This window comes from Natronorubrum aibiense (assembly GCF_009392895.1).
In the GTDB taxonomy this organism is placed as follows: domain Archaea; phylum Halobacteriota; class Halobacteria; order Halobacteriales; family Natrialbaceae; genus Natronorubrum; species Natronorubrum aibiense.
Genome location: NZ_CP045488.1, coordinates 2,439,016 through 2,461,559 on the forward strand (window position 1 = coordinate 2,439,016; position 22,544 = coordinate 2,461,559).

Sequence of the window (22,544 nt, forward strand, 5' to 3'; positions counted from 1 at the left end):
TTACGGTTCGCCGGCGGTGATATAACAGTATTGTGTGAGCCCGGCTAGCGACCGGGGCATCTCGATCGGAGCAGTCCGGTATCTCGTCTCAGAACCGGTCTCGGTCGATGTCTGATAGTCGTTCGGACAGTTGTTCGGACAGCTCCGAAAGCGACCAGCGGCCGACGAGGCGGTACGAGAGGGCGACACAGAGCACCGCGAGGACGAGCCCCGCGAGAACGTCGATCCCCCAGTGCAGTCCCAGATACATCGTCGAGATGATGACGCTGACGGCGAGAACGACGGCGATCGGGAGCCACTTCGGATAGCTCGAGCGGGTGAGATAGGCGAAGATCCCGACCGTAGCCGACAGCGAGGTGTGCAGCGACGGGAAGACGTTGGTGTTGCGGTTGACTTCCCGAGTCAGATACTTGAACTCGGGGGTGTGGTCGTAAAGGATCGTCGACGACCCCGTCCCCGAACTCGCACTCGCAATCAGCTCGTCGACGAATACGTTCCGCGGACCGTACGCGATCACGAGTGCGTACAACACGAGTCCGAGCGCGTAGTTGAACGCGTACGCCGTGAGCAGCCGCCGGAACATCTTGGTGTCCGACAGGGCGAAATACGCCACGACCGGGAAGACCAGCAGGAAGGTGTAGCCGTAGACGTAAATAAACGAGAAGTACGTCGTTAGCTCAGGGCTAGCGATCTTCTGAAAGATCAGGACGAACTCACCTTCGATCCTCACGATCGTCGAGGTCATGTGGATGCCGAATCCCGTACCGTCCTGTCGGATCGTTCGGTTGAGCAACAACACGGCCGAAACGATGAGAATCGCTGGGCCGGAGATCCGAAACCGAGAGCGCCACTCGGTTCGCGTCGCCGCGAGCCGCTCGAGGCCGACGAACAGCCCGAGTGAGATCGGGAGCAAAAACCCGACGACGAGAACGACTCGAGTCAGTACCTCAGAGAGCATCAGTATCGGTTTTGCAGCCGACCCTCATCGTCGTACCGGAATCCGGCCGACTCGAACGCGGCGCGTGCAGCCTCGGCGTTGAGTGTTCCATCGGATCCGATAAACGGAGTCCTGGAATCTTCACCATCCCATGTGAGATCGTCGGGGACCCACTCGTCGGCGACTGGACTCGAGAGCGGCGTTGCGTGATCGTAGAAGATCTGTCTGGCGATCCAGTCTTTGTCGATGAGTTGGCACACCGCTCGACGGAAGCGGGGATCGCTACACGGCGACACACGCGTATTAAATCCGAGGTGATAGAACGTCCACGACGGGTCCTCGAGCCGTTCGGCGTCGGAATCGTCCGAGATGTTACCGATCGCGTGTGACTCGAGCATCGACGATGTTAGATCGCCGTCGCCGCTTTCGACCCGTGAAATCGAGGAGGTACTGCCGGGGTCGACAGTGAAGCGAAGCTCGTCGACGGTCGGTTCTGGGAGGTCGACATCCGCTCGGAGAGTGAAGTGGTCGTCGAAGCGCTCGAGATTCAGATAGCTCCGCTCGGACTGGCTCTCGAACTGGAAGGGGCCGCTCCCGATCGGTGGGACGGAGTTGGTGGTGACGAGTCCCCACCGTCCCTGCGAGGCAGTGAAGTCGTCGACGTTGTTGATTCGGTCTTTGAGTTCTTCCCGCCAGATATGGCGAGGGAGAATCGGGACCGTCAGCGCGCGTTCGATGACCTCGCGGCCAGCGTCGAAAATGATCCGCAGTCGATAATCGTCACGTGGATCGGTCTCGATTCTGTTGACCGCGCTCACCTGACCGCGGTACCGGGGGGCTGGCGACGGGCGAACCGACTGACCGAGTGCGGTATCCTTGAGGAACCGGTAGGTGAACGCGACGTCTGCGGCAGTGACCGGCTCGCCGTCGTGGAACGTACAGTCCTCTCGAAGTCGTACTGTCGCGGCCATCGCGTCGTCGTCGACCGATTCGGCGTCGAGTGTGCTGTTATCGACCGATTCGGCGTCGAGTGTGCTGTTATCGACCGATTCGGCGTCGAGTGTACTGTTATCGACTGTTTCGGACTCGTTCATCGCGGCTCCCCCTGCGTAGAACTCGTCCACTTCGGCGGCCGGTTCCAGCTCCCAGGAGTCGGCGAGCCACGGCTGGACCTCGTAGGAGACACTGTCGTCTTCCTCGGTTACATCGAGCGTTCCGAGGGAGTCGTACAACAGGTTGACGACCGTCCCCCGCTCGCTGATCGTCGCCGACAGCGGGTTGACGTTTTGGGAGGGACGCGCGTCGGTCACGAGCGCGTGAAGCCGGTCGACGCCGTCGTCCGGCTCGAGGCCGAGATACCCCTGTCGAGTCGCGGGATGGGCGTTCTCCCAGCCCTCGAATCGAGCGCTGGCGACGCGGTTTTCGTCGGGCCGACAGATCGGGTCGAACGGCTTCTCTTCGGCGAGTGCTCGCAGCACCGGTTTGAGTCGTTCGCGTCGTTCGTCGCCGTCGGCGCGGCGCTGTTCTTCGAGGAGGGGATCGAAGAACGTCGGATTGGAGTACTGAAACGGATTCTGCCAGCCGGCTTCGTCGGCGTACCGCGAGTGGAGGGCCTCGTAGAGGAAGTCGGGATCGTAATCGGCGGGATGGCGACCGACGTAGAGGTCGAAGTCGCGGTCGATGAGGATCATTTCCAGAAACTCGGAGGGCGACCGCCAGGCGATGGTGGTGTTGATACCGACCGCTTCGAGGTTCCGCTCGAGATGGCGTGCGATACGGACCGTCTCTCTGTTGCCATCGTCGGGGACCGTGACGAGTGACAACGAGAGGTTGTCGTCACCATCGTTGCTGACGACACTTTCGACGCTATCGATGCAGCCGCTCAGCGAAATCGACAGTCCTGCCCCGGCAGCAGCGAGGACTGAACGGCGATCGATACCGTCAGTATTGTCGGTTTTATCACAGTTCATTCAGTCTAATATACAGCTTTGCTATTGGTATATAACAATATTGCGCATCGTAGTCGGGTATAGAGAGCTATCGAAATGCTCTTTGTGATGGTTCTGACTGTCGATAACCCGTATATGGGTACAGCGAACGTATAACAGTCATCGCTTGCAGTTGCCGCCATAAATACTCATGCGTGATGATGGCCACGAGAACACAACATCAATAGGCGAACCCATGAAACGTGGGGTATGGATATCGCCGCCGAGCGAATCGACCGCCTCCACGAGTTGGCTCGAGCGGCGGCAGCCGAAGGCGACCACGACCGGGCGCGCTACTACGTTCGACTCGCTCGCCGTGTCGCGGAACGGAACCGGCTGACGCTCCCTCGAGAGTTCCGACGGTTCACTTGCGATCGCTGTGATGCCTACCTGCGACCGGGACAGAATGCCCGCGTGCGGCTGCAGGATGGCCACGTCGTGATCACCTGCGACTGTGGTGCACACGCACGCTACCCCTACGAGGGATGAGTACGGATCGCTGCTCGTCGTGACTCGCGACCGTTCACGTCGCGAAATTCCGAATCGGGAAGATTGAAACGGCTCGCGTCGCTACAGAGGGCCATGGATACACAGCAGCTCAAGCAAGAAGCACACGACCTCGACGTCACTGTCTGGGTCGGCAAAAGCGGCCTCGAGGCAGTCGTCGACGAACTCGACAATCAGCTTTCGAACGAACACCTCGTGAAGGTCAAATTCCTCCGTGCGGCCCGCGCCGGCAGTTCGACCGATGAGAAGGCGGCCGAGCTCGCCGATCAGGTCAACGCCGAACTGATCGAGACGCGCGGTCACACGGCAGTGTTGCACCGATGAGGGCGGTCGGTCTGAGTCCGTTGCAAGCAAATCCCGGCGCGATCGGTCGCGCGCTCGAGAATGCAGGACTCGACGCGGCCCTCGCCGGGAGTGCAGAGAGCGCGATCAAGTTCGTCATTGCGTTCGTCGCGATCTGGTTCATCGGTCGACTGATCGTCTTGCCGCTGGTCAAGCGCGCGTTCGACAAACGCGAACTCGACAAACACGCGCAGAATCCGCTGTTGATGTTGACGAAGTTCGGTATCGCGTTCGTCGCGATCGCGATCGCGTTCGGATTCGCCGGCTACGGGAACTTCCTCGTGTCGATGGCCGGCATCGCCGCGGCCGGTGCACTCGCGATCGGACTGGCGATGCAAAACGTCATCTCGAACTTCGTTGCCGGTGTGTTTATTTATACTGACAAGCCGTTCCGGATCGGTGACTGGATCGAGTGGGACGACGGCACCTACACGGGTGTCGTTGAGGACATCAGTCTTCGCGTGACGCGTGTTCGGACGTTCGATAACGAACTCCTAACAGTCCCGAACTCCGCACTGACCGACAGTGTTCTCAAAAACCCCGTCGACGCCGACAAACTCCGGCTGAAGTTCCTCTTCGGTATCGGCTACGGCGACGACATCGAGCAGGCGACCGAGATCATCGTCGAAGAAGCCGAGCGCCACGCCGACATTCTGGACGAGCCCGCACCCTCCGTCCGACTGACCGAACTCGGTGACTCCGACGTCGGACTGCAGTCGCGCTTCTGGATCGCAGACCCGTCTCGCGCTGACTTCGTTCGGACACGCGGCGAGTACGTCACCGCGGTCAAGGAACGCTTCGACGAGGAAGGCATCGACATCCCCTACCCCGTCCGTACACTCGAGGGCGGACTCAAGCTTGCAGACCGACAACGGATCGGACAGACGACCGACTAGCAGCGCGTTTCGACGACTCGTTTCTCCGATTTTCGGTGGCAGCTAGTAACTCGAGTCACGACGTCGCCGATCGACATCCAGCATACGATTCGTCGTTCATCGGTGAGCAGCGACTTGACTCGGCCCGTATACAACTACACTTTCCCTACAGAAAGTAAAATTGGAAACTGTTATAACGGAACGGCGAGTCGTGTCAACTGACGGTTCAATCATGGAACCAGTACTCTTACACCACGTCAGCCACGGAATGCTACTCGGAATCTCCGCTCTCGTCGGCGTTCTCGGCTTCGCTGGCGGCATGAGCTTTGCAAAGCGACAGGCACAACAGCAGCCGACCAACACCTCGTCGCTCGAGGAGTAACACGACTGCGAGTCCCTCGAGCGTTGCCTGCAGGACCGAACCGAAATCCACACCCACCCACAGCAACCCGGTCGAGACTGCGGACTGAACGGCACTGGTGGGTCCTCTGACCTACCGACTGTCCACTCGAGGGGACCCTTTTGGCACCGACCAGAACGGCCCGGAGCGACATCGGTCGTCGAAAGCAACAGTCGATGAGCGTCGCTTATCGGACTCGAGTGACGGGTGCTGTCGTGGCCGGGAGTGACACGCCGCGCTCGTGGAGCACTGACTGTGTCGAGTAAAATCGGTATGAATGTGGAAGCCGCGGTTGCCCGGCGTTCCGGCCGGAGGAATCCCGGTTGCCTTCTCCACCCCGCGACCCGTCGAGCGACAGGTGTCCGGCGGTCCACTGCTCGCTTCCGCGCCTGATGGGCTGTCGCCGGCTAACCACGATGGGACGTCCCTGCGGACGGCCATCGTGGACCGCTGTCCCCGACGGACGAGGCTTCCATGTTGGCTCCCGGGGCTCCGGTCGGTCTGACCGGACGCCTGCGGTGTTCGGTCCCCGCTGATGACCATAGCGCGGGTAATGAGCAGGGCCAAACTGCCCGACCTATCCAACTTGGTGTAAGCGATCGGTACTTAAGGGCCTTTCGCCTCGAAAATCGGACGACTGCGCGGGGGCAAAGAGACCAACTGGCGTCGTCGCATCATCGTCGGCACTCGGATTCGTAAAGATCGTCAGGCCTCGCCTTCGGTACTCCCGATCACGCCCTCGAACTGGCCCGTGTCGGCACCGAATTCGGCAGCCGTTTTGGGCGAGACCGACTCGACTCGAGTCGATTGGACGTGTGGTCGACGACGTCGATCTCGGTCCCGCTGCCGATCACGACCGTCGCCAACAGAGGAAAAGGACCATTAGTCGCCCGACACATCTCTGGTGTATGGGACTCGGCAGCACCGCAAAGAAGATTCAGAGCCTTTCCGATCGCGCCGAAGCGATGTACAAGCAGGTACAGCAACTCCAAAAACGGATCATTGGCCTCGAGGAGGGGATGGACGAAACCCACGAGACAGTCTCACGTCTCGATCATCAACTCACCGAACAGCGCGCCCTCCTGCTCGCGATCGCCGAAGAGCAGGGAATCGACGGTGAGGAAATCCTCGCCGAAGCGGCGATCGATGAAGCCGAGGCCGCAGCCGAAGACACGGACGATACCGACGAGAACGCCGACGCAGTCACGGACGCCAAAACAGCCGAATAACGGCTGATTCGGGTCCGTCTCTTCGGATTCGAAGTGAGCTACGTGGTCCCTGCGGGCGTCGCGTTCGCTGCGCTCGCAGTTACAGTCGAGTCGACAGTCCGGCCGTCCTGATCTGTGGCTCGTTATCGTCGTCTTCCTCGAGTTCGATGACGGCGTCAAACAGTTGCTTGAGCGTGTTCATCGTCTGCTCGTCGTGCGACGTCGAGTCGATGATGTAGACGCCCATCGCATCTGCGCTCTGAATGCGGCCGGTAAAGACGTGGAGAAATCGGAACACGGTCTGGAGATCAGAGTACATAAGCAGCGTCGAAACGGAGTGAAGCAGGACCCGATTCTCGGTGACGCCACGGCCTTCGTAAAACTCCTGGAGGAATTGGGAGAGCTTGATTCCGATTCCAGTCATGTCGACAGGTGAGGAGGCGTACTTGACCCGTGGGTCATCGTCGACGGAGCCGATCCCTCGCTGTTTCGTCACGCAGTCGACGACGCCGATATCGGGGTCGATACCGGGGCCCACCGACTCGGTGAACGACTCGAGCACCTTACTGGCGCTGTCTTTGGTGGTCACGACGATCGACCCGTCACCGCGAGCGGCACCGCTTGCGAGGATGTCGAAGGCGATCTGTCGTTTCCCAGTCAGTGGTGGACCTGCGATCAGCAGGTTCGTCCCGGGATCGGTTTCAGTGTCCGGGAGGACATCTGCGAGGTCATACATACCAGATACTCACATCCATCTGCAGCCGTACCGATGTTGTTACTGCGCCCGTTGGCCACTCCGGTGTGTGGTATGAAGATACGGTATCCAGCTTATATTACTTTTGATTGCACCGGTACCACCACTACCAATTACCGGTAGAAGTGCAATGGAGGAGCGGAGACGATACCTAACTCACAGCGCATTCGGCACCGTAACGGCGAGTCTACCAACGATAAACGCCAGCGACGCGAGGAACATGCCGTATTTGAGGTGAGACTGGCCGGCCGTCGGGTCCTCGAAACTCTCGATGGCCGCATAGAGCATGATCGCATCCGCCGGCACCACCACCACCAGATAGACGCTGCCGAAGTACTCGAGCACGTATGGAACCGGGCTCGCGATGACGGCCACGACGAGCAGCCCGGCGGCGAGCTGTAGGGCGCGTCGCTCGCCGATCGCGATCGGAAGCGTGTTCAGTCCTTCCTCGCGATCGCCGGTGATGTCTTCGACGTCTTTGATGATCTCTCGAGTCAGCGTCGCGATCGCGGCGAGGACGAACAGCATCACGGCGGGACCCATATTGCCCACCGCAGCAGCGCCAAAGAGGAACGTACTTCCGACGAGATACGCCACCAGCGCGTTCCCCAGCCCGGGCAGCCCCTTGAAGAACTCCGTGTACGCCACCAGCGCGATGAGGTTGATGGCCGCAATCGCGATGGCCGCCACTGGGAGAGTCAGCGCGAGGACGACAGCACCAGCAAACAGGACGAGGCTAAAGCCGAGCGCACCGCGTGGGCTCACCGCCCCGCGAGGAATCGCCCGCTCGGGCTGGTTGATCCGGTCGATCTCGCGATCGAAGTAGTCGTTGATCGCGTTCCCGGCTCCGACCGCAACGCCCGTTGCGGCAACCGCCGCCGCTACGGCGAACGGCTCGGTCGTGACGCCGCCGGCGACGAACGCGCCGATAAACGTCAACACGCTCGCTGCGATCACGTTTATCGGTCGCGTCAACTCGAGCAACCCACGAACCGTCTCTCCCGCAGTCATGAACGGGTGTGCTCAGTCGGGCTGGTTAAACGGTCCGATCCACCGTCAAGCGATCAGACGATCGGCCGCCGGCGTCGGCTCGGCGGTCGGTCACGAAGAAGAACCGCCGTTTGGTGTAGCGAGAAGAGTGTCGCTACCGCCACTCTTCGAGATCACAGAGCGTGTCGGCATCGACGGAGAGCCACTTACAGACCCGTTCGTCGCCAGTGGCGTCCGCAGGGACGGCAGTCCAGACCTCGTTCTCGTCGTCGGAGAGCAACTCGAGCGGTGCGTCTGCAGACCGGCTATCGTCCGGGATCGGGGCCTCGTTCACCGTCATTGACACTCGAGTGTTGACCACACATCATAAAGACCCCGTACGGTAATTTTCACCGACTGAGAAGTGGAACGCTGTCGGAACAGCTTGACTCGAGTGTGGCATGCTGATCGGTGTCGAAATCATCTCGAATCGAGTGACTTATACGGGGTCGCAAGAAAAGTGGTGGTAAGGGCGCTTAGCTCAGTCTGGACAGAGTGCTTGGCTTCGGACCAAGTTGCCACGGGTTCAAATCCTGTAGCGCCCATTCGTTTTCCGAATGATCTAGATTCAACAGATAGCAGCGGGTCGCTTATAAAGAGACGCCACTGCGCGCGAAATAATCAGGCAGCCCGTGAGAACGACGGTCCGCCGGTGTCGGTCGCCGACGACTGACCCGTTTCCGCGGTGAGCAGTTCTTCACCGATACAATAATGGCAAACGTTTTGACCGGTCCATTCGACAACAGGTCTATGCGACGATCTCAGTGGAGCCGAACAGTTGCGATCCGGGGGTGCGACCGGCTCGCACACCTGACCCCAGTAAGCCCATGAGCCAACATCGGCGAACGTTCCTCGCGACCACCGGAGCGATCGCAGTCGGTGGCTGTGTCGTACCCGACTTCGATCCGACCGTCACCGACGACCGCGATTCTACTGCCGATCGCGACGGCGACGGCGGCGGGCGCACCGAAACGACGATCGGCTTCGCCGGCGATACGATGGTCGGGCGGAAGCTCAACCGGCAATACGGGCGGCCCGACGTCGACCCGGCGACGATCTGGGGTGACCTCCAGCCCCGGCTCGAGTCCCTCGACGGCGTCTGTTGTAACCTTGAGTGTTGTCTGTCGACGCGTGGTGAACCGGCCCCCGGACGGACGTATCACTTTCGCGGCGATCCGGAGTGGGCGGTCCCCGCGCTCAGCGCAGGGAACGTTCGGTTCGCATCGCTGGCGAACAATCACGCGATGGATTACGGGCCGGTTTCACTGACCGACACGATAGACGCGCTCACCGAGGCGGGAATCGACGTCGCGGGTGCCGGCGAGACGCCGGCGGCGGCCCGCTCGCCGGCCACGTTTTCCGTCGGCGACGTCGCCGTCGCCGTCGTCTCGTTCGCGGACCGATACGTGGGCTACGCTGCGACCGACGACCGGCCGGGAATCGCCCACATCGCTCCGGATCCGTCGGCTCCCGAAACCCAGCGGGTCGTCGGCGAGGCGATCGAGCGCGCGAAGGCGACCAATCCAGATCTCCTCGTCGCCTCTGTTCACCTGGGACCCAACTGGGTCGAGCGTCCCAGCGGACAGCTCGTCGCGTTCAATCACTGGCTCGTCGATCGGGGCGTCGACCTCGTTCACGGTCACAGCGCCCACATCGTGCAGGGGATCGAGCAATACGGCGATGGCGTCGTGCTCCACGACACCGGCGATTTCGTCGACGATTTCGGGGTCAAAGAAGACCTCCGAAACGACCGCAGCTACCTCTTCGAAGTGACGCTCGAGGACGGAACTCTTCAGGAGATACGGCTCGTTCCGATCGAAATCGACGACGGCGTCTCCCGCGCCGGCGAGGAGTCGGCGGCGTGGCTCAGGGAGCGGATGCGTGCTCGGTCCGCGCCGTTTGAGACGACGTACGAACGGGACGGGGATGGGCTCGTGGTCCCGCTGTGACCGACCGCGCCTGGCTTCGATCAAGCTTGATTGCCTCCGAACAGAACCGACAAACGTGAGCTACAAGCACAAACAGCCGCCTTGCTCGAGCGATCCACAGACTCAGTCGTCGGTCGTCACGTGCGCGGGAGTGTCCGGAGCGGGTGCGGGTGGTTCGTGGGTTCCGAACTCGGGATGGGTTTCTTCCATCCAGAGGAACACGACCGCGCCGGAGATGAACATCAGGATGGCGGTCATGTAGAAGGCGGCTTCGGCGTTGATGAACTCCATCGAGAGGCCGATCAGGATCGCGCCGACGCCGTAGCCCGCGTCGCGCCACATCCGGTAGACGCCCATGCCAGCTGACCGCCAGGTTGGGTGGGCGGCGTCGCTGGGGACGGTCATCAGGTTCGGATAGAGCAACGCCATTCCCAGCCCGGAGACGCCCGCCAAGATCGCCCACAGGAGGTAGCCCTCGACGAACACCATCCCGAGGACGCCGGCGCCGGCGAGGAACATCCCCGCGATGACGGGCGGTCGTCGGCCGATACGGTCGGCGAGACCACCAGTCCCGATCTGGAGGAAGTACATCGCGCTGTGGACGCCGACGACGACGCCGACGGCTTCGATCGCGAGGCCCTGGCTCGTGAGATACAGCGGGACGGCGATCCAGAACAGCGTATCGACGAAGTTCTCGATGTGGCCGGCCTGGGCCGCCGCGAACAGCGTTCGATCGCCGTAGGTCGCTCGCTTCAGCACCTCGTTGAACGGGAGGTTCGCGTCGTGATGGTCGTCGTCACCTTCGAGTTGTGCGAGTTGGACGGTCTCCTTGATGAGGAAAATCGAGATCAGAAAGGCGAGCACCACCACGGCAGCGAGGAAGTAAAACGGCTCCGGACGGAGGCTCATCTGGCCAGCGATAACGCCCGTAATCCACGCCCCTGCGGCGACACCGGTGTAGCCGAACGCCTCGTCGATGCCGACGGCCAATCCGCGCTGCTCGGGGCCAGCGAGGTCGATCTTGGCGTTGATCGCCATGCTCCAGGTCAGCGCCTGGTTGACGCCGAGCAAGATGTTTCCGACGGTGATCCAGCTCCAGTTCGGGGCATAGATGAGAATAATCGGGATCGGGAGCGCGGTGAGCCAGCCGAGCACGAGCACCGGCTTGCGCCCGTACTCCTCACCCCACTTGCCGGCATAGAGATTGAGCAGCGCTTTGACGAAGCCGAAGGAGACGACGAACGAGCCGATGACCAGAAACGACTCGACGCCGAGGACGTCCTCTCCGAGGACGGGAACGACGGTCCGCTCCGACCCAATGGTCAGCCCCGTCGCGAACACCAGCAGCACGTGCAGCGAGAACTGGCCGAGGTGTTCGCGAATTCCCTGTGTGAGGTCGGATGTCTCGCTCATCGGTTACTGGTGAACACGACGGCTGAGCCGTCGTCGTATTCGAAAGATTCCTCGTCGATCCGTAACTGCATACTGCGTTCGTCGACGCTCGAGTCGGTCATCAGTGATCGCTCATACACAGCACGCTTCAATATATGTGGTGCCGGTCATGACCGGCACTCCTAATTTCGTTGCGAACGGTACTCAGTGTATGAGCCTATACGAGGCCTCGTTCAGGGTGAAACACGAGTGTCCCTACCGAGAGATTTCGGAGCGCTATCCGGATCTCACGATCCGAGAGTGGTATCTGAGCGACTGTCAGGTGCTCGAGATCACCTCGTCGGAGACGCCGACAGACGATTTGCGCGCCGAAATCGACGAGTTGGGGACGGTTCTGCACGAATCGGTCGACGACACCGGATTACACGTCGTCACGCAGGCCTGTCTCTGTTCGCTCGAGGGGCCGATCATCGACCGATTCGAGGAACACAACTGCCTGTACCAGCCGCCGACGATCCACCGTCAGGGCTGGGAGCATTACACGGTAATCGCGTTCGACGAGGCCGACGTTCGGGCACTGATTCGGGACCTCGAGTCGGATCGAGATATCGACGTGCTCTCGAAAACCGCCATCTCGGAGCAAGAGATTCCCCACAGCATGTTGGCCCCGGTCGACCAGCTCTTCGACGACCTGACCGACCGACAGCTGGCGGCCCTTCGGTTGGCTCTCGAGAGCGGGTACTACGAGCAACCGCGAAAGACGTCGCTGCGCGAGTTGGCCGATCGGACATCCGTTGCCCGGTCGACGTACGAAGAACACCTCCGGAAGGCGGAGAACAAGCTGCTCACGAACGCCGGCGAGTTCCTCCGGTTGGTGACGGCGACCTCGTCAGCGGACCCGCTGCACGTCGATCGGTCAGCGACGGCCGAACGGCGGGCGGATTGACTGCCCATCGCTCGAGGCCGGGTGTATCGGCGCTGCGGGCGCGCAGTGAGCAAGCCGTACGGCCTTCAGCCGCGATATCGTAGGTTCGAGACGAGTCGATCATGGACGACCATGGGGAGCCTTCCCGGGATGACGCGTTGCCCGGCCACCACTCACGTCACGGTGGGCACGACGGATCCGAAGACGGGCAGGAACCGGCCGGCGACGAGCGAAACGAGTCGCGCGTCGAACAGTCAGTGTTCGAGACGGAGGCCGAAGACGCCGAGGAGGCCGAACGGGCGGTCGACGAACAGCACGGACGCGGGGCGGAGCACGGACCTATCCGTGGCGGCCACGACGGCAACGGCACTCATAACGGAGATGGCGGGATGCACGAGAGACACGAACAACTGTTTCGGCGACGGTTTTTCGTCTCGACCCTGCTCTCGATTCCCGTCTTGCTGTACAGCGAGACGCTGCAGACGTGGCTCGGCTTCTCGATGCCGGTGTTTCCCGGCAGCGAGTGGATCACCCCCGTCTTCGCGGTGATCGTCTTCGCCTACGGTGGCGTACCGTTCCTTCGGATGGCCGTCCCCGAACTCGAGGACCGCACGCCGGGGATGATGACGCTGATTTCGATGGCGATCACCGTCGCGTTCGTCTACAGTCTGGCGAGCATCCTCGTGCCGACCCAGTCGGCGTTCTTCTGGGAACTGGTGACACGGTGATCGTCGCGATCAATGCCCAGTTCCTCCGTCGAGTCGATCTCGACCTCTCGGATCTGCCGGGCGTATCCCCGCCACAGGAACCACAGCCAGCAGACTGACAGACGGATCCCCGCCTATCCGTCCGGTCAGTCGCTAACTGGTCACCTCGAGTCGGACTCCGATCTATGATTGACGGGCCTCGAGTCCCAACAGTTATGTGAATACTGCACTATACTATATTCGATGAGCCGTCAGGAACACGACCGCCGCCCGCGTTGTTCGCCCGCAGCTGGGTTCGACCGGTCCAGCAACTTCACGGCCGATCCGATACCCGTGTCCGCACGCACTGCTCGGGTCGCGCAATGACGCTGTACGATCGGCTCGCTGACCTCCCGCTGACGATCGAAACCTCGGAGCGGACCAGCCGTCGCCGCGAGACGGCGAGCGAGGGGACCCGCGTCACGTCAACGTTCGTCCTGCTTTCGGGGACGGAGTTCGGTGCTGGCGAGGACGTGACCCACGAGGTCGTCGACCACGAAGCGCTGCCCGAGCCCCCGGTGTTCGACTTCGCGGGCGAGTACACGGTCGACGAATTCTCTCGGTCGCTCGAGGCCGTCGATCTCTTCCCGACGAAGCCGCCCGAGCGCGAGGTGTCGCGACACTACCGTCGCTGGGCGCTCGAGAGCGCCGCGCTCGATCTGGCACTCAAGCAAAACGACACGACACTCGCGGCGCGACTCGATCGCACGCGGTCACCGGTTCGGTTCGTCGCCAGCGCCCCGGTCCCGGACGGCGATCCGACGCGGGTCGAATCGATCCTCGCAGTCAACTCCGCCTGCGAGTTCAAGCTGTCGCCGACCGCAGCGTGGTCTGCGGACACAGTCGAAACGCTCGCAGCGACTGATGCCGTCCGCGTGCTCGACCTGCAAGACCAGTGTGCGGAATCGACAGACGATTCCCAGCCGGCTCCCGAACGCTATCAGCGGGTGCTCGAGGCGTTCCCCGACGCCATCGTCGAGGATCCGGCCGTCTCCGACGACGTCCGACCGCTGCTTCGAGCGAACGCGGATCGTCTCTCGTGGGACGCCCCGATACACGGGGTCGAAGACCTTCGCTCGCGGCCGTTCCCGCCACGCTGGTGTACCATTACACCATCGCGTTTCGGCACGGTCCGTTCACTCCTCGAGACCATCGAGTACTGTCTCGACCACGGGATCAGGATGTACGGCGGCGGCCAATCGGAACTCTGTGTCGGACGTGGCCATATCCAGCTGCTCGCCTCGCTGTTTTACCCCGACGGGCCGAACGACGTCGCGCCGCGGTCGTACAACGAGCCCGCAGTGCGAACGGAACTGCGCGCCAGTCCGCTCGAGCCACCTGAAATTCTGACGGGGCTGGAGTGGAAAGACATCGAGTGAGCGTCGCTCAACTGGCCCTCGAGCGGCGTCCGATACTACGGGCCGAATTCGACGGGCCTTACGAACGGAACGCCGTGATCGCGGTTCGCAGACACCGTTTCGCCTGCCCGGCGTGACACCGGAGCGTGGCTCGAATCCCGTCGTAGGTGTTCCCGAGTAAGTTGCCGAAGTAGATCGTTCGAACGAACGCTTGTATATCGGCGGCCGTCTCCGGACCGTACGTTTCTCGCAGTTCGGCGACGGCGTCTCGACCGGGGCACTCGTTCGTCTCGGCGTAGCGCTGGGCGAACAGCAGCGCCGGGCGTTCTGCCGCCGTGACGACACCGTCGACGTCTCGCTCGAGCAACTGTTCGATCGTCTCTTCGTCCATTCCGGCCTCGAGCGCGAGGTCGGTGTGATACCGCGAACAGTACTGACACTCGTTGATCGAGGTCACGGCTAGCATGATCTTCTCCGCGAACTGGGTGTCGACCCTGTTGGCTTTCTGCGCACGGACGAGCCGCGGCAGGTTTCGGAGAAACCGACCGAGTCCGACGACGAACGAGGTGGCCGTGAACGTCTTCTTTCGGAACTCGTCACATCCTCCTGACCGACATTGCTTGGTTATGGACACAATGCACATTACTAATGCATCAATTATAAGCGAACTGGAGTCGGTCCGCTCGATCAATCGGTGGAGTCCGCACTCGAGACAGTTGTCCTGTCGGGAGAAGTGAGCCGCCGAAACCTACAGATCGATGCCGCCGTTGACGTCGATCACTTCGCCGGTAATGTAGCCGGACTGCTCGGTCGCAAGGTAGCGCGCGAGGCTGGCGATTTCGTCGACTGCCGCGAAGCGCTCGAGTGGGATGTCCTCGCGCAGGCCGTCTTGAATCTTGTCCGGGATGGCTTCGACCATCTCCGTGCGCGTAAAGCCGGGGGCGATGCAGTTCGCCGTCGTGCCGGTGCCCGCCAACTCGAGTGCGAGCGAACGGGTAAAGCCGAAGAGGCCGCTTTTGGCCGCGGCGTAGTTGGCCTGACCGACGTTGCCCTGCTTGCCGATCACGCTCGAGATGTTGATGATCCGGCCGTGATCGACGGTCTCGAGGTCGTCGTAGAACGCCTTCGTACAGTTGAACGTACCGTGAAGCGAAACGTCGAAGACGCGATGCCAGTCCTCAGCGGTCATGTTGGCGAACGTGCAGTCGGCCGTAATCCCCGCGTTGTTGACCAGCACGTCGATCGGACCGAACTCGTCGTGAACGGCGTCACTCATCGCCTCGACGTCGGCGCGGTCGGTGACGTCGGCTTGGACCGGGTGGCCCGTCCCGTCGGCGTCGCTGTCGGTAATCGAATCGGCGACCGCGTGAGCGTCCCCCTCCGAGGAACGATAGTTGACGATGACGGTTGCGCCGTGACGGCCCAGTTCACGGGCGATTCCACGGCCGATTCCGCGCGACGCACCGGTCACCAGACACGTTCGACCCGAAAGCGGTTGTCGTGGCGGCAGTTCCAACTCGGTTGGTTTCGTGGTGATCGTTGCGTTCATTGGTGGCCTCCCAGCCGTGTCGGCTGCTCGGGAGTGGTGCGTTCGGTGAGCGGTTCTGAGTCGGACGGTTCGACTGCGGACAGCCACTCGTCGACGGTGTAGGTCCGCTCGTCGTCCGTCTGCGGGTGTTCCGTGTACGGAACGACGCCGCGAAGCGTCTCCTCGCCCGTCTCGTCGTCATCCTCGTAGATCGCAAGCGAGATGAACGGCACCCGCAGTCGTTCGCGTGAGTCGTCACAGTCGGACTCGAGCAGCGACTGCTGGACCTCTCGTCGACGGAACGCCGGCTCGAGCGAATGGCCATGTTGGGCAGCCCAGCGCTCGAACTCGCAGACGAGTTCGTCACGTGTCGTCGGCCGGTCGTCGTCGGCTGCATCGACGGTATGACACTCGGGCGGCCAGTGGGTGCTCCGATAGGCGTCGATCTGCCCGGCATCGGAGAGTCGCCGGAGCCGTTCGACGACGTCGTTGATCGCCCCGGTAACGTTCGTCGGGGTCGTCGGCCGCACGTAGCAGTCGATCCGAAGGCTCGCCTCCGAATCGAGGTCGACAGCAGGTGACGTCGTCGCTAGATACTCATTGACCGACATAGCCACCCTCCGTTCGCCGTGCGAGATCCTTCGAGACGAGCGACTCGAGAACGGATAACAGCGTTAGCTTCGGGAGTGCCAACAACTCCTGGAGTTCCGTCACCGTCGGCTCCTCCAACACGAGGAGGGAGAGATAGACCAGTTTCGTCTGTGGCGACATGAGATCGTCCGGAACGGTGAACTGTTGTGTACTCGTGGACATCATCCATGGGAGATGCCAACGAACGATCATATAAAGCTGACTGAGCCATGCGCACAAATGCCACATGAGTGCCAGCGGGCGATACGACCACGGAGTTGTACCACGGAACAGTATAGCGGCACGATTCTCCGCAAATCGGCGTGTACAGGGACTCCAGACGGCGCACAAACGCAACTGAACTCGAGCCACGTGGTTGACTCGGGCGGTTCCCGCTCGAGCGACGAGCGCACGCACGGCCGACGGAGTTAGACAGTCGTCGTGGCCGTACGTGAGCGAACTGGTGACGACGTCGTCACCCGCCGGTTCCACTTACATTCCCATGTCTTCGGCCGCCGTCGGGATCGGAAGGTCGTGCGGTGAGACGCCCAGCAGTTCCGCGGCGTGGTCGAGTGCCATGTCGAACCCGTAGTAGCGCTCGAGTTCGTCGCCGTCGGCAGTTGGGCGTACTTTCAGCATCGCGTACCCCTCGCGGTTCTGCGCGATCGCAGCAGTCGCACCGGGACGGGCCGTCGACGTCTCGCCGATCGCTGCGAACTCGAGAAGTCGTTCCGTCTCGGTTTCGTCGTAGCTCGCCGTGATACCGTCCGCTTCGGCCGTTCGATCGTCGGTCATGGCTGGTACTCACGGATCGACGACCGGGAAGCTATCGGTTCCGGCACGGCACGAGCGCGGAACCGATACCGATTTTTTCGTTCCTTGAGAGGATGTGGCCGTGAGCCGGACGGAGTCACCGAAGACGGCGCGACTGATCGCGACGTTCCGCCAGACGCAGGCGGTCGCGATTCAGTGGGTCGTCGTCTCCGCGATCGGTTTTTTCGCCTTCGCCTACGGCTTCGGGCACGTTCTCGCAGCGATTCGAGGGCGGCCGCTCGAGCCGATCATCATCTCGCCGTTCGCGCCGCCGGACGTGCTCGTCTGGCTCGCGATTTCGGGGGTGCTGGTCGCGCTCGTCGTCGTTCCACACGAGTTGCTCCACGGGGTGGTCATGGCCTACTATGGCGCCGAACCGGAGTACGGTGTCGGCGTGTCACACTTCGTCTTGCCGTACGCGTACGCGAAAACACGGACGACGAGTTACACGCGAAATCAGATGCTCGCCGCCCTGCTCGCGCCGTTCGTGGGGATTACGGCCGTCGGACTCGTAGCGATGGTCGTCTATCCGAGCCCGCTGGTGCTCGTCCCGCTCGCAGCCAACGCTGCTGGCTCGATCGGTGATCTCTGGATGGCCGCCGTTCTGTTACAGTATCCGGCCGACGTCCGCGTCGCACCGCTGCCCGACGCCGACGTACAGGGCTTTGGCATCTATGGCTCGAGCGACCGTGATCGTCGCTTCCCGGGTGCACGCGTCATCTCGACGGTCGTCACCGGCGCGGTCGGCACCCTCTCGGTGCTGTCGATCGTGCTCGTTGGCTGGGTGTTGGTGTCGCTCGCCGTCGGGTCGGGAACCGTCGTGATCGGCGATCCGAACGGGGGCTGGCTCCTCTTTCGACACGAACGCCACGCCCACGGCGCTGTCCACCTCGAGGTCGGCGCGACGCTCGTACTCGCCGTGACAACGCTCGGCGGCCTCGGCTGGGCGCTCGTCCGAGCGGGGTATCGAGCGCTCGTCGCGGCGACGACCCGGTCGTAACGACCGCGAAACCGTAACGCTCGAGCGTCCCTCGAACCGACGACTGGTATGTCCAAGTGGCTCCAAAGCGGCCGCCGTCGCGACGTCTGCATCCTGCTCGCTGGGTCGGCTGATGGCGAACTACGTGGCCAGCAGCTGAAATCGCGCCTCGAGTCGCACTACGATGACCACCTCGAACCGAAATCGTTCTACGGGTCGTTGTCGGCGCTCGTCGACGCGGGACTCGTCGAGAAACGAACGGACGGGATCCACGACGTCTACGCGCTCACGGAGGGTGGTGAACGTCGGTTGCGAGCGCACTACAACTGGATGCGTGCGTGTCTCGACGGCGACGCGGATTCTGATTAGTCCATCGACAGGTCACGAGAGCGGTGAGTGTCGGTGCGAAACACGTCCGTTGGCACCGCCTGCAGCGACACAGACGGCTTTTGTCGTCCGAAAATGGAATATCCCGCCGGGACCGGGGTGTTTTTCCGGGATGGGAACAAAGTGAAACCGAGTAGATGACCACGGGCCAGCCCGAATTCACAACTGACGCCGACCTGGAGTGGTGTTACGACGCGGTTCACGGCGTCTCGCGGACTTTCTCGATCACTATCGATCGGCTCGAGGAGCCGATGGCGAGACACATCTGTATCGGATACCTCCTCTGTCGTGTCGCAGACACGATCGAAGACGCGGGACACATCCCGCCGGACGCGCAGACCGAGTTGCTCACGACGTACGACCAGTTACTCGACCCGGAGACGGACCAGTCCGTCTCGGCGTTTATGAACGACCTCGAGCCGTGGATCCCCGACGAACGGACCGACGACTGGGACGTCGTCGCCGAGACCCCGCGCGTGTTGCGCACGTTCGAATCTCTCGATGAGGAACCGCGGGAGATCATGCGCGAGCCCGTCCGCGAACTCGTCGACGGGATGGCGATGTTCACGGACCGCTACGCCGACGAAGGGGGACTGCGCCTGCAGACGCTCGAGGAACTCGAGGAGTACTGCTGGTACGCTGCTGGCACCGTCGGCACGCTAATCACGGGGCTGGTCGCTCGGGGTGCCTCCCAGAAGCGTGCCACCGAACTGCGAGAAAACGCCCGCTCGTTCGCACTCCTGTTGCAGCTGGTCAACATCGCGAAAGACGTCGAGTCGGATTATCACGACGAGAACAACGTCTATCTCCCAGCGGAGTGGCTCGAAGCGGAGGACGTCGACGTCGAACAGGTTACCGACGCGGACAACCACGGCGGCGTCACGAACGTCATCAAGCGCGTGACGAACCGAGCCGAAACCTACCTCGACGACGCCCACCGCTATCTCGAGGTCGTCCCCGAGACACACGGCAACCGCCTCTCGGCGTGGGCGATTCCGTACCTGCTTGCGGTCGGGACGATGCGCGAACTCCGTGAACGGCCGGAAGACGTCGTCCGCGAGGGCGACGTCAAGGTCTCACGATCGGAGGTATATGCGCTCTTGCAGACGTTCGAGGACGACGTGTCCCGGTCGACGCTTGCCGATCTCCGCAAGGAAATGGCGGAGAAACCACTCCATCAGTGACGGCACTATCGGTACTTGTCGACTCGGTTGCTCGCTGCGAACTCCGTCAGAAGCTATAACATCGCTCCGTTCGATTACCCTTCATGTGTCGGGAAACAAAGCGTGAACCCGCGTGGGTGTCGGCGATTCGGCTGGCGTTTCTCCGAGGACAGGTCACCGTCGACGGCGTGATGGACGAGGCGAACCTCCCCACCGGGTACGAACGGACCGTCCAAGACGTTCTGTCGACGATGGCCGACCGCCGACTCCTCGAGTCGGTCGGCGAGACGGGCGATCGGTACGTTCCCGGTCCGGTCCTCATCGAATCCGGCCGGTTCGACCTAGATTACACCAAAGCCTCCGACGGTGGGGCCCACCGATGGCACTCGAGCGGATAGCCAGGTTTCCGTCTCTCCCATTCTCGAGTTCTGGTTTTGACGTCGTCTCGATCGCAGCGGCTGGGCACCTTCCAGAACTGCGACAGTACGATGGCTGAAATTTGTATAGCGTAAACTATGTAGTGACTACGAGTGTAGCCGCTGTCAATGGGCACGCTTACGGATACGAAAATCTCCTCGAAGAATCTGACAACAGTGCCGAAACCGGTTCGAAACTTCCTCGATGTCGGTGCCGGCGACCGAGTCGAGTGGCACGTTGAGGACGGCCAGATCGTCGTCAAAAAACACGACAGCGACTAGTCCTACAGACGCGACCGTTCTACAGATCCGCCGGCACATCGACGTCACGACGGACACCCGGATCGTCGACCGCGACGAGAACGCTCGAGTCACTCTCGAGGAAGATCTCGCGGCCGCCGATGTCGCCGTCGACGTCGGTGAGCACGTCGAAAAAGCGCGCATCAAACAGCACCGGGTTTCCGCGCTCGCCGTCGAACGCTGCGGCGATCGCCTCGCCGACGTTCGCGGCGTAGGCCGCCACCAGCGTCTCGACTGTTTCGGGATCGACGAACGGCATATCGCCGAGGGCGACGACAGCGGCATCACAGTCGCCGTGGTCACGGACCGCTCGAATGCCGGTCCGGAGTGACGACGCCTGTCCGGTCTCGTAGGCCTCGTTGAGGTGCGTCTCGACGGGCAGCCCCTCGAGTGCGGCCCGAACGCGGTCGGCCTGGTGGCCGAGAACGACGACGACCGGGTCGACACTGCTCTCGAGGAGGGTTCGGGTGGCCCGGCGCACGACCGGTTCGTCGTCGACCGTCGCCAGCAGTTTGTTATCCGCTCCGAAGCGGCTGCTCGTTCCGGCGGCGAGGACCACGCCGGCCACCCTCGGCGCGTCGGTCCGGCCGGCGCGGTCGACGGACTCGAGGTCGGACACCGGGTCGTCGAGGTCAACGACGGGAAGGTCGGCGGTCGCCGACCGCGTCGTCTCCTCGTCTCCCGCGTCGGCTGTCATCGTTCCAGCGCGTCGCACGGAACGACGGCGACGTCCTCGTCGGCGGCGACGGCGTCGGTCGTCAGGACGAATCCGTCGGCCAGACTCGCACGCGTACTCGAGGAGAGGACGCTGGGGTCGAACGTGTCCTCGTAGACGGCAAGCGGTGAATCGACGTGGCCGAGTGGCATCGCGACGCCATCCTCGAGCGTAACCGGGATGCCGTAGGTGAAGCCGGGCGTAGCAATGTCGACGTCGCGGGCCATCCGCGCGGACACCGTCGGCAGCGATGTCGACCCGGTAAAGAACGGCCGAGCGACGAGCGCCGTCACCAGATACGCGCCGACCGGTTTCCCCGGGATGGCGATGGCGACGGCGTCGTGGTCGGGCAGTCGGGCGACGGCGATCGGTTTTCCCGGCCGCAGTCGCACGCGGTGGAACAGCACCTCGCCGAGGTCGGCGAGTGTCCGAATCACGTAGTCCTTGTCGCCGACGCTGGTGCCGCCGGTCGTGACGACGACGTCGTGCTCGCGGGCCAACTCGTCGATCCGAGATTCGACCCGGTCGTCGATATCGGGGACCGATCCCTCGTACGTCACGTCGTGGCCCCACGAGCGCACCAGTCCGGCGAGCATCGGCGAGTCGAGGTCGCGGTGGCGTCCCTCGTGGATCTCCGTCCCGGTCGCCAGCAGGCCGACGGAGAGCCGATTTCGAACCTCGACGTCGTCGATGCCGAGGTCGCCGAGCAACAGCGTGTCCTTCGCACCGAGTCGATCGCCCGCGTCGAACAGCGTCTCGCCCTCGCTGACGTTGCTCCCGCGCTCGTAGACGTAGGTTCCGGGCTCGAGGTTGGTTCCCAGTAACTGGCCATCCTCGATCGTCGCCTCCTCGCGCTTGAGAACCGCATTCGCCGCATCCGGCAGCGGTGACCCGGTGGCGATCCGAACCGCGGTTCCGGACTCGAGTGTCGGCGGCTCGTCTTCGGGAAACACCGACGTCTCGATGACCTTGAGGGGGTACTCGTCGGTCGCATCGAACGCAAAGCCGTCCATCGTCGCGTGGCTCTGGGCTGGGACGTCGACCGAGGCCGAAATCGATTCGGCGAGCGTTCGCCCAGCGAGTTCATCGAGCGAGACGCGTTCGGTCTCGAGCGACGGTATCCGCTCTGTTCGAAGCGCACGCACGCACTCGACAGCTTCGTCTACGGCGATCAGATCGTCACCAGCGTGTGAATTAGCCCCTGTCATCAGTTTGTTTTCGAAC

The 22,544-nt window shown here is 62.5% G+C and carries 26 protein-coding genes, 1 tRNA gene, 1 other RNA gene and 1 pseudogene; 15 read left to right on the forward strand and 14 right to left on the reverse strand.

What is annotated here, in order from left to right; all coding sequences use genetic code 11:
• Window positions 1–88: 88 nt before the first annotated feature.
• Window positions 89–958 carry a phosphatase PAP2 family protein gene (locus GCU68_RS11985; protein WP_152941910.1) on the reverse strand — a complete coding sequence of 290 codons (870 nt, stop codon included), beginning with the start codon at window positions 956–958 and terminating at the stop codon, window positions 89–91.
• Complete coding sequence (locus GCU68_RS11990; RefSeq protein ID WP_152941912.1) at window positions 958–2,907, reverse strand: ABC transporter substrate-binding protein; 1,950 nt, start codon at window positions 2,905–2,907, stop codon at window positions 958–960. Before GCU68_RS11990 ends, GCU68_RS11985 begins: the two co-directional genes overlap by 1 nt.
• Window positions 2,908–3,135: 228 nt before the next feature.
• Here GCU68_RS11990 and GCU68_RS11995 point away from each other — a divergent pair, with 228 nt between their 5' ends.
• The 4 genes from GCU68_RS11995 to GCU68_RS12010 all read left to right on the forward strand — a co-directional run bounded on the left by GCU68_RS11995 (window position 3,136) and on the right by GCU68_RS12010 (window position 5,031).
• The gene (locus GCU68_RS11995) at window positions 3,136–3,414 is read left to right on the forward strand and encodes a ribonuclease P protein component 4 (protein WP_152941914.1); all 279 of its coding nucleotides are present in this window, start codon (window positions 3,136–3,138) and stop codon (window positions 3,412–3,414) included.
• A gap of 93 nt (window positions 3,415–3,507) precedes the next feature.
• Window positions 3,508–3,756 (forward strand): YhbY family RNA-binding protein, encoded by a 249-nt coding sequence (locus GCU68_RS12000; protein WP_152941915.1) that lies wholly within the window; start codon window positions 3,508–3,510, stop codon window positions 3,754–3,756.
• Window positions 3,753–4,670, forward strand: coding sequence for a mechanosensitive ion channel family protein (locus GCU68_RS12005; protein ID WP_152941917.1), 918 nt, complete (start codon window positions 3,753–3,755; stop codon window positions 4,668–4,670). The genes GCU68_RS12000 and GCU68_RS12005 overlap by 4 nt, the downstream gene beginning before the upstream one ends.
• A gap of 211 nt (window positions 4,671–4,881) precedes the next feature.
• The gene (locus tag GCU68_RS12010; protein ID WP_152941919.1) at window positions 4,882–5,031 is read left to right on the forward strand and encodes a hypothetical protein; all 150 of its coding nucleotides are present in this window, start codon (window positions 4,882–4,884) and stop codon (window positions 5,029–5,031) included.
• A 294-nt stretch (window positions 5,032–5,325) separates the two neighbouring features.
• Here the strand turns inward: GCU68_RS12010 and ffs are convergent.
• Window positions 5,326–5,637: signal recognition particle sRNA (gene ffs, locus GCU68_RS12015), an RNA gene on the reverse strand.
• A gap of 320 nt (window positions 5,638–5,957) precedes the next feature.
• Between ffs and GCU68_RS12020 the strand changes: the two genes are divergently transcribed.
• Entirely contained in the window at window positions 5,958–6,278 is a 321-nt protein-coding gene (locus tag GCU68_RS12020; RefSeq protein WP_152941921.1) for a DUF5798 family protein, read from the forward strand.
• A 79-nt stretch (window positions 6,279–6,357) separates the two neighbouring features.
• On the opposite strand, the gene GCU68_RS12025 is transcribed toward GCU68_RS12020, so the two are convergent.
• The 3 genes from GCU68_RS12025 to GCU68_RS12035 all read right to left on the reverse strand — a co-directional run bounded on the left by GCU68_RS12025 (window position 6,358) and on the right by GCU68_RS12035 (window position 8,341).
• Window positions 6,358–6,993, reverse strand: a complete 636-nt coding sequence (locus GCU68_RS12025) for an RAD55 family ATPase (protein WP_152941923.1) — start codon at window positions 6,991–6,993, stop codon at window positions 6,358–6,360.
• Window positions 6,994–7,167: 174 nt separating this feature from the next.
• Window positions 7,168–8,022 carry a geranylgeranylglycerol-phosphate geranylgeranyltransferase gene (locus tag GCU68_RS12030; protein WP_152941925.1) on the reverse strand — a complete coding sequence of 285 codons (855 nt, stop codon included), beginning with the start codon at window positions 8,020–8,022 and terminating at the stop codon, window positions 7,168–7,170.
• Between the two features lie 133 nt (window positions 8,023–8,155).
• Window positions 8,156–8,341 carry a DUF7511 domain-containing protein gene (locus GCU68_RS12035; RefSeq protein ID WP_152941926.1) on the reverse strand — a complete coding sequence of 62 codons (186 nt, stop codon included), beginning with the start codon at window positions 8,339–8,341 and terminating at the stop codon, window positions 8,156–8,158.
• Window positions 8,342–8,510: 169 nt separating this feature from the next.
• Between GCU68_RS12035 and GCU68_RS12040 the strand changes: the two genes are divergently transcribed.
• Window positions 8,511–8,585, forward strand: a tRNA-Arg gene (locus GCU68_RS12040).
• 282 nt (window positions 8,586–8,867) lie between these two features.
• The gene (locus tag GCU68_RS12045) at window positions 8,868–9,989 is read left to right on the forward strand and encodes a CapA family protein (protein WP_152941928.1); all 1,122 of its coding nucleotides are present in this window, start codon (window positions 8,868–8,870) and stop codon (window positions 9,987–9,989) included.
• 102 nt (window positions 9,990–10,091) lie between these two features.
• Here GCU68_RS12045 and GCU68_RS12050 read toward each other — a convergent pair whose 3' ends face one another.
• Window positions 10,092–11,381 carry an MFS transporter gene (locus GCU68_RS12050; protein ID WP_152941930.1) on the reverse strand — a complete coding sequence of 430 codons (1,290 nt, stop codon included), beginning with the start codon at window positions 11,379–11,381 and terminating at the stop codon, window positions 10,092–10,094.
• A gap of 190 nt (window positions 11,382–11,571) precedes the next feature.
• Between GCU68_RS12050 and GCU68_RS12055 the strand changes: the two genes are divergently transcribed.
• From GCU68_RS12055 to GCU68_RS12065, 3 genes and pseudogenes are all read left to right on the forward strand, one after another.
• Window positions 11,572–12,306, forward strand: coding sequence for a helix-turn-helix domain-containing protein (locus GCU68_RS12055; RefSeq protein WP_152941932.1), 735 nt, complete (start codon window positions 11,572–11,574; stop codon window positions 12,304–12,306).
• Between the two features lie 101 nt (window positions 12,307–12,407).
• Window positions 12,408–13,007, forward strand: a pseudogene (locus GCU68_RS21650) (heavy metal translocating P-type ATPase); the annotation flags it as partial.
• A 347-nt stretch (window positions 13,008–13,354) separates the two neighbouring features.
• A complete protein-coding gene (locus GCU68_RS12065; RefSeq protein WP_152941934.1) occupies window positions 13,355–14,410 on the forward strand; it encodes a hypothetical protein in 1,056 nt (351 codons plus the stop codon).
• A 58-nt stretch (window positions 14,411–14,468) separates the two neighbouring features.
• On the opposite strand, the gene GCU68_RS12070 is transcribed toward GCU68_RS12065, so the two are convergent.
• The 5 genes from GCU68_RS12070 to GCU68_RS12090 form a co-directional block, all read right to left on the reverse strand.
• Entirely contained in the window at window positions 14,469–15,023 is a 555-nt protein-coding gene (locus GCU68_RS12070; protein WP_161991508.1) for a carboxymuconolactone decarboxylase family protein, read from the reverse strand.
• A gap of 114 nt (window positions 15,024–15,137) precedes the next feature.
• Window positions 15,138–15,938, reverse strand: coding sequence for a beta-ketoacyl-ACP reductase (locus GCU68_RS12075; protein ID WP_152941938.1), 801 nt, complete (start codon window positions 15,936–15,938; stop codon window positions 15,138–15,140).
• Window positions 15,935–16,528 carry an HTH domain-containing protein gene (locus tag GCU68_RS12080; protein ID WP_152941939.1) on the reverse strand — a complete coding sequence of 198 codons (594 nt, stop codon included), beginning with the start codon at window positions 16,526–16,528 and terminating at the stop codon, window positions 15,935–15,937. Before GCU68_RS12080 ends, GCU68_RS12075 begins: the two co-directional genes overlap by 4 nt.
• Window positions 16,515–16,733 carry a helix-turn-helix domain-containing protein gene (locus GCU68_RS12085; RefSeq protein WP_152941941.1) on the reverse strand — a complete coding sequence of 73 codons (219 nt, stop codon included), beginning with the start codon at window positions 16,731–16,733 and terminating at the stop codon, window positions 16,515–16,517. The genes GCU68_RS12080 and GCU68_RS12085 overlap by 14 nt, the downstream gene beginning before the upstream one ends.
• Window positions 16,734–17,039: 306 nt before the next feature.
• Window positions 17,040–17,342, reverse strand: coding sequence for a DUF7111 family protein (locus tag GCU68_RS12090; protein ID WP_152941943.1), 303 nt, complete (start codon window positions 17,340–17,342; stop codon window positions 17,040–17,042).
• 100 nt (window positions 17,343–17,442) lie between these two features.
• On the opposite strand from GCU68_RS12090, the gene GCU68_RS12095 reads away from it, so the two are divergent.
• From GCU68_RS12095 to GCU68_RS12115, 5 genes are all read left to right on the forward strand, one after another.
• Window positions 17,443–18,360 carry a DUF3267 domain-containing protein gene (locus tag GCU68_RS12095; protein ID WP_152941945.1) on the forward strand — a complete coding sequence of 306 codons (918 nt, stop codon included), beginning with the start codon at window positions 17,443–17,445 and terminating at the stop codon, window positions 18,358–18,360.
• Window positions 18,361–18,408: 48 nt separating this feature from the next.
• Window positions 18,409–18,708: a PadR family transcriptional regulator gene (locus GCU68_RS12100; protein WP_152941947.1), complete on the forward strand. Its 300-nt coding sequence runs from the start codon at window positions 18,409–18,411 to the stop codon at window positions 18,706–18,708.
• Window positions 18,709–18,863: 155 nt separating this feature from the next.
• Window positions 18,864–19,910, forward strand: a complete 1,047-nt coding sequence (locus tag GCU68_RS12105; protein WP_152941949.1) for a phytoene/squalene synthase family protein — start codon at window positions 18,864–18,866, stop codon at window positions 19,908–19,910.
• 83 nt (window positions 19,911–19,993) lie between these two features.
• A complete protein-coding gene (locus GCU68_RS12110; protein ID WP_152941951.1) occupies window positions 19,994–20,287 on the forward strand; it encodes a hypothetical protein in 294 nt (97 codons plus the stop codon).
• A 147-nt stretch (window positions 20,288–20,434) separates the two neighbouring features.
• Window positions 20,435–20,587 (forward strand): AbrB/MazE/SpoVT family DNA-binding domain-containing protein, encoded by a 153-nt coding sequence (locus GCU68_RS12115; protein WP_152941953.1) that lies wholly within the window; start codon window positions 20,435–20,437, stop codon window positions 20,585–20,587.
• 19 nt (window positions 20,588–20,606) lie between these two features.
• On the opposite strand, the gene GCU68_RS12120 is transcribed toward GCU68_RS12115, so the two are convergent.
• Together GCU68_RS12120 and GCU68_RS12125 are read right to left on the reverse strand one after the other, a co-directional pair.
• Entirely contained in the window at window positions 20,607–21,302 is a 696-nt protein-coding gene (locus GCU68_RS12120) for a nucleotidyltransferase family protein (protein WP_152941955.1), read from the reverse strand.
• Window positions 21,299–22,528 carry a molybdopterin molybdotransferase MoeA gene (locus tag GCU68_RS12125; RefSeq protein WP_152941956.1) on the reverse strand — a complete coding sequence of 410 codons (1,230 nt, stop codon included), beginning with the start codon at window positions 22,526–22,528 and terminating at the stop codon, window positions 21,299–21,301. Before GCU68_RS12125 ends, GCU68_RS12120 begins: the two co-directional genes overlap by 4 nt.
• Window positions 22,529–22,544 lie beyond the last annotated feature (16 nt).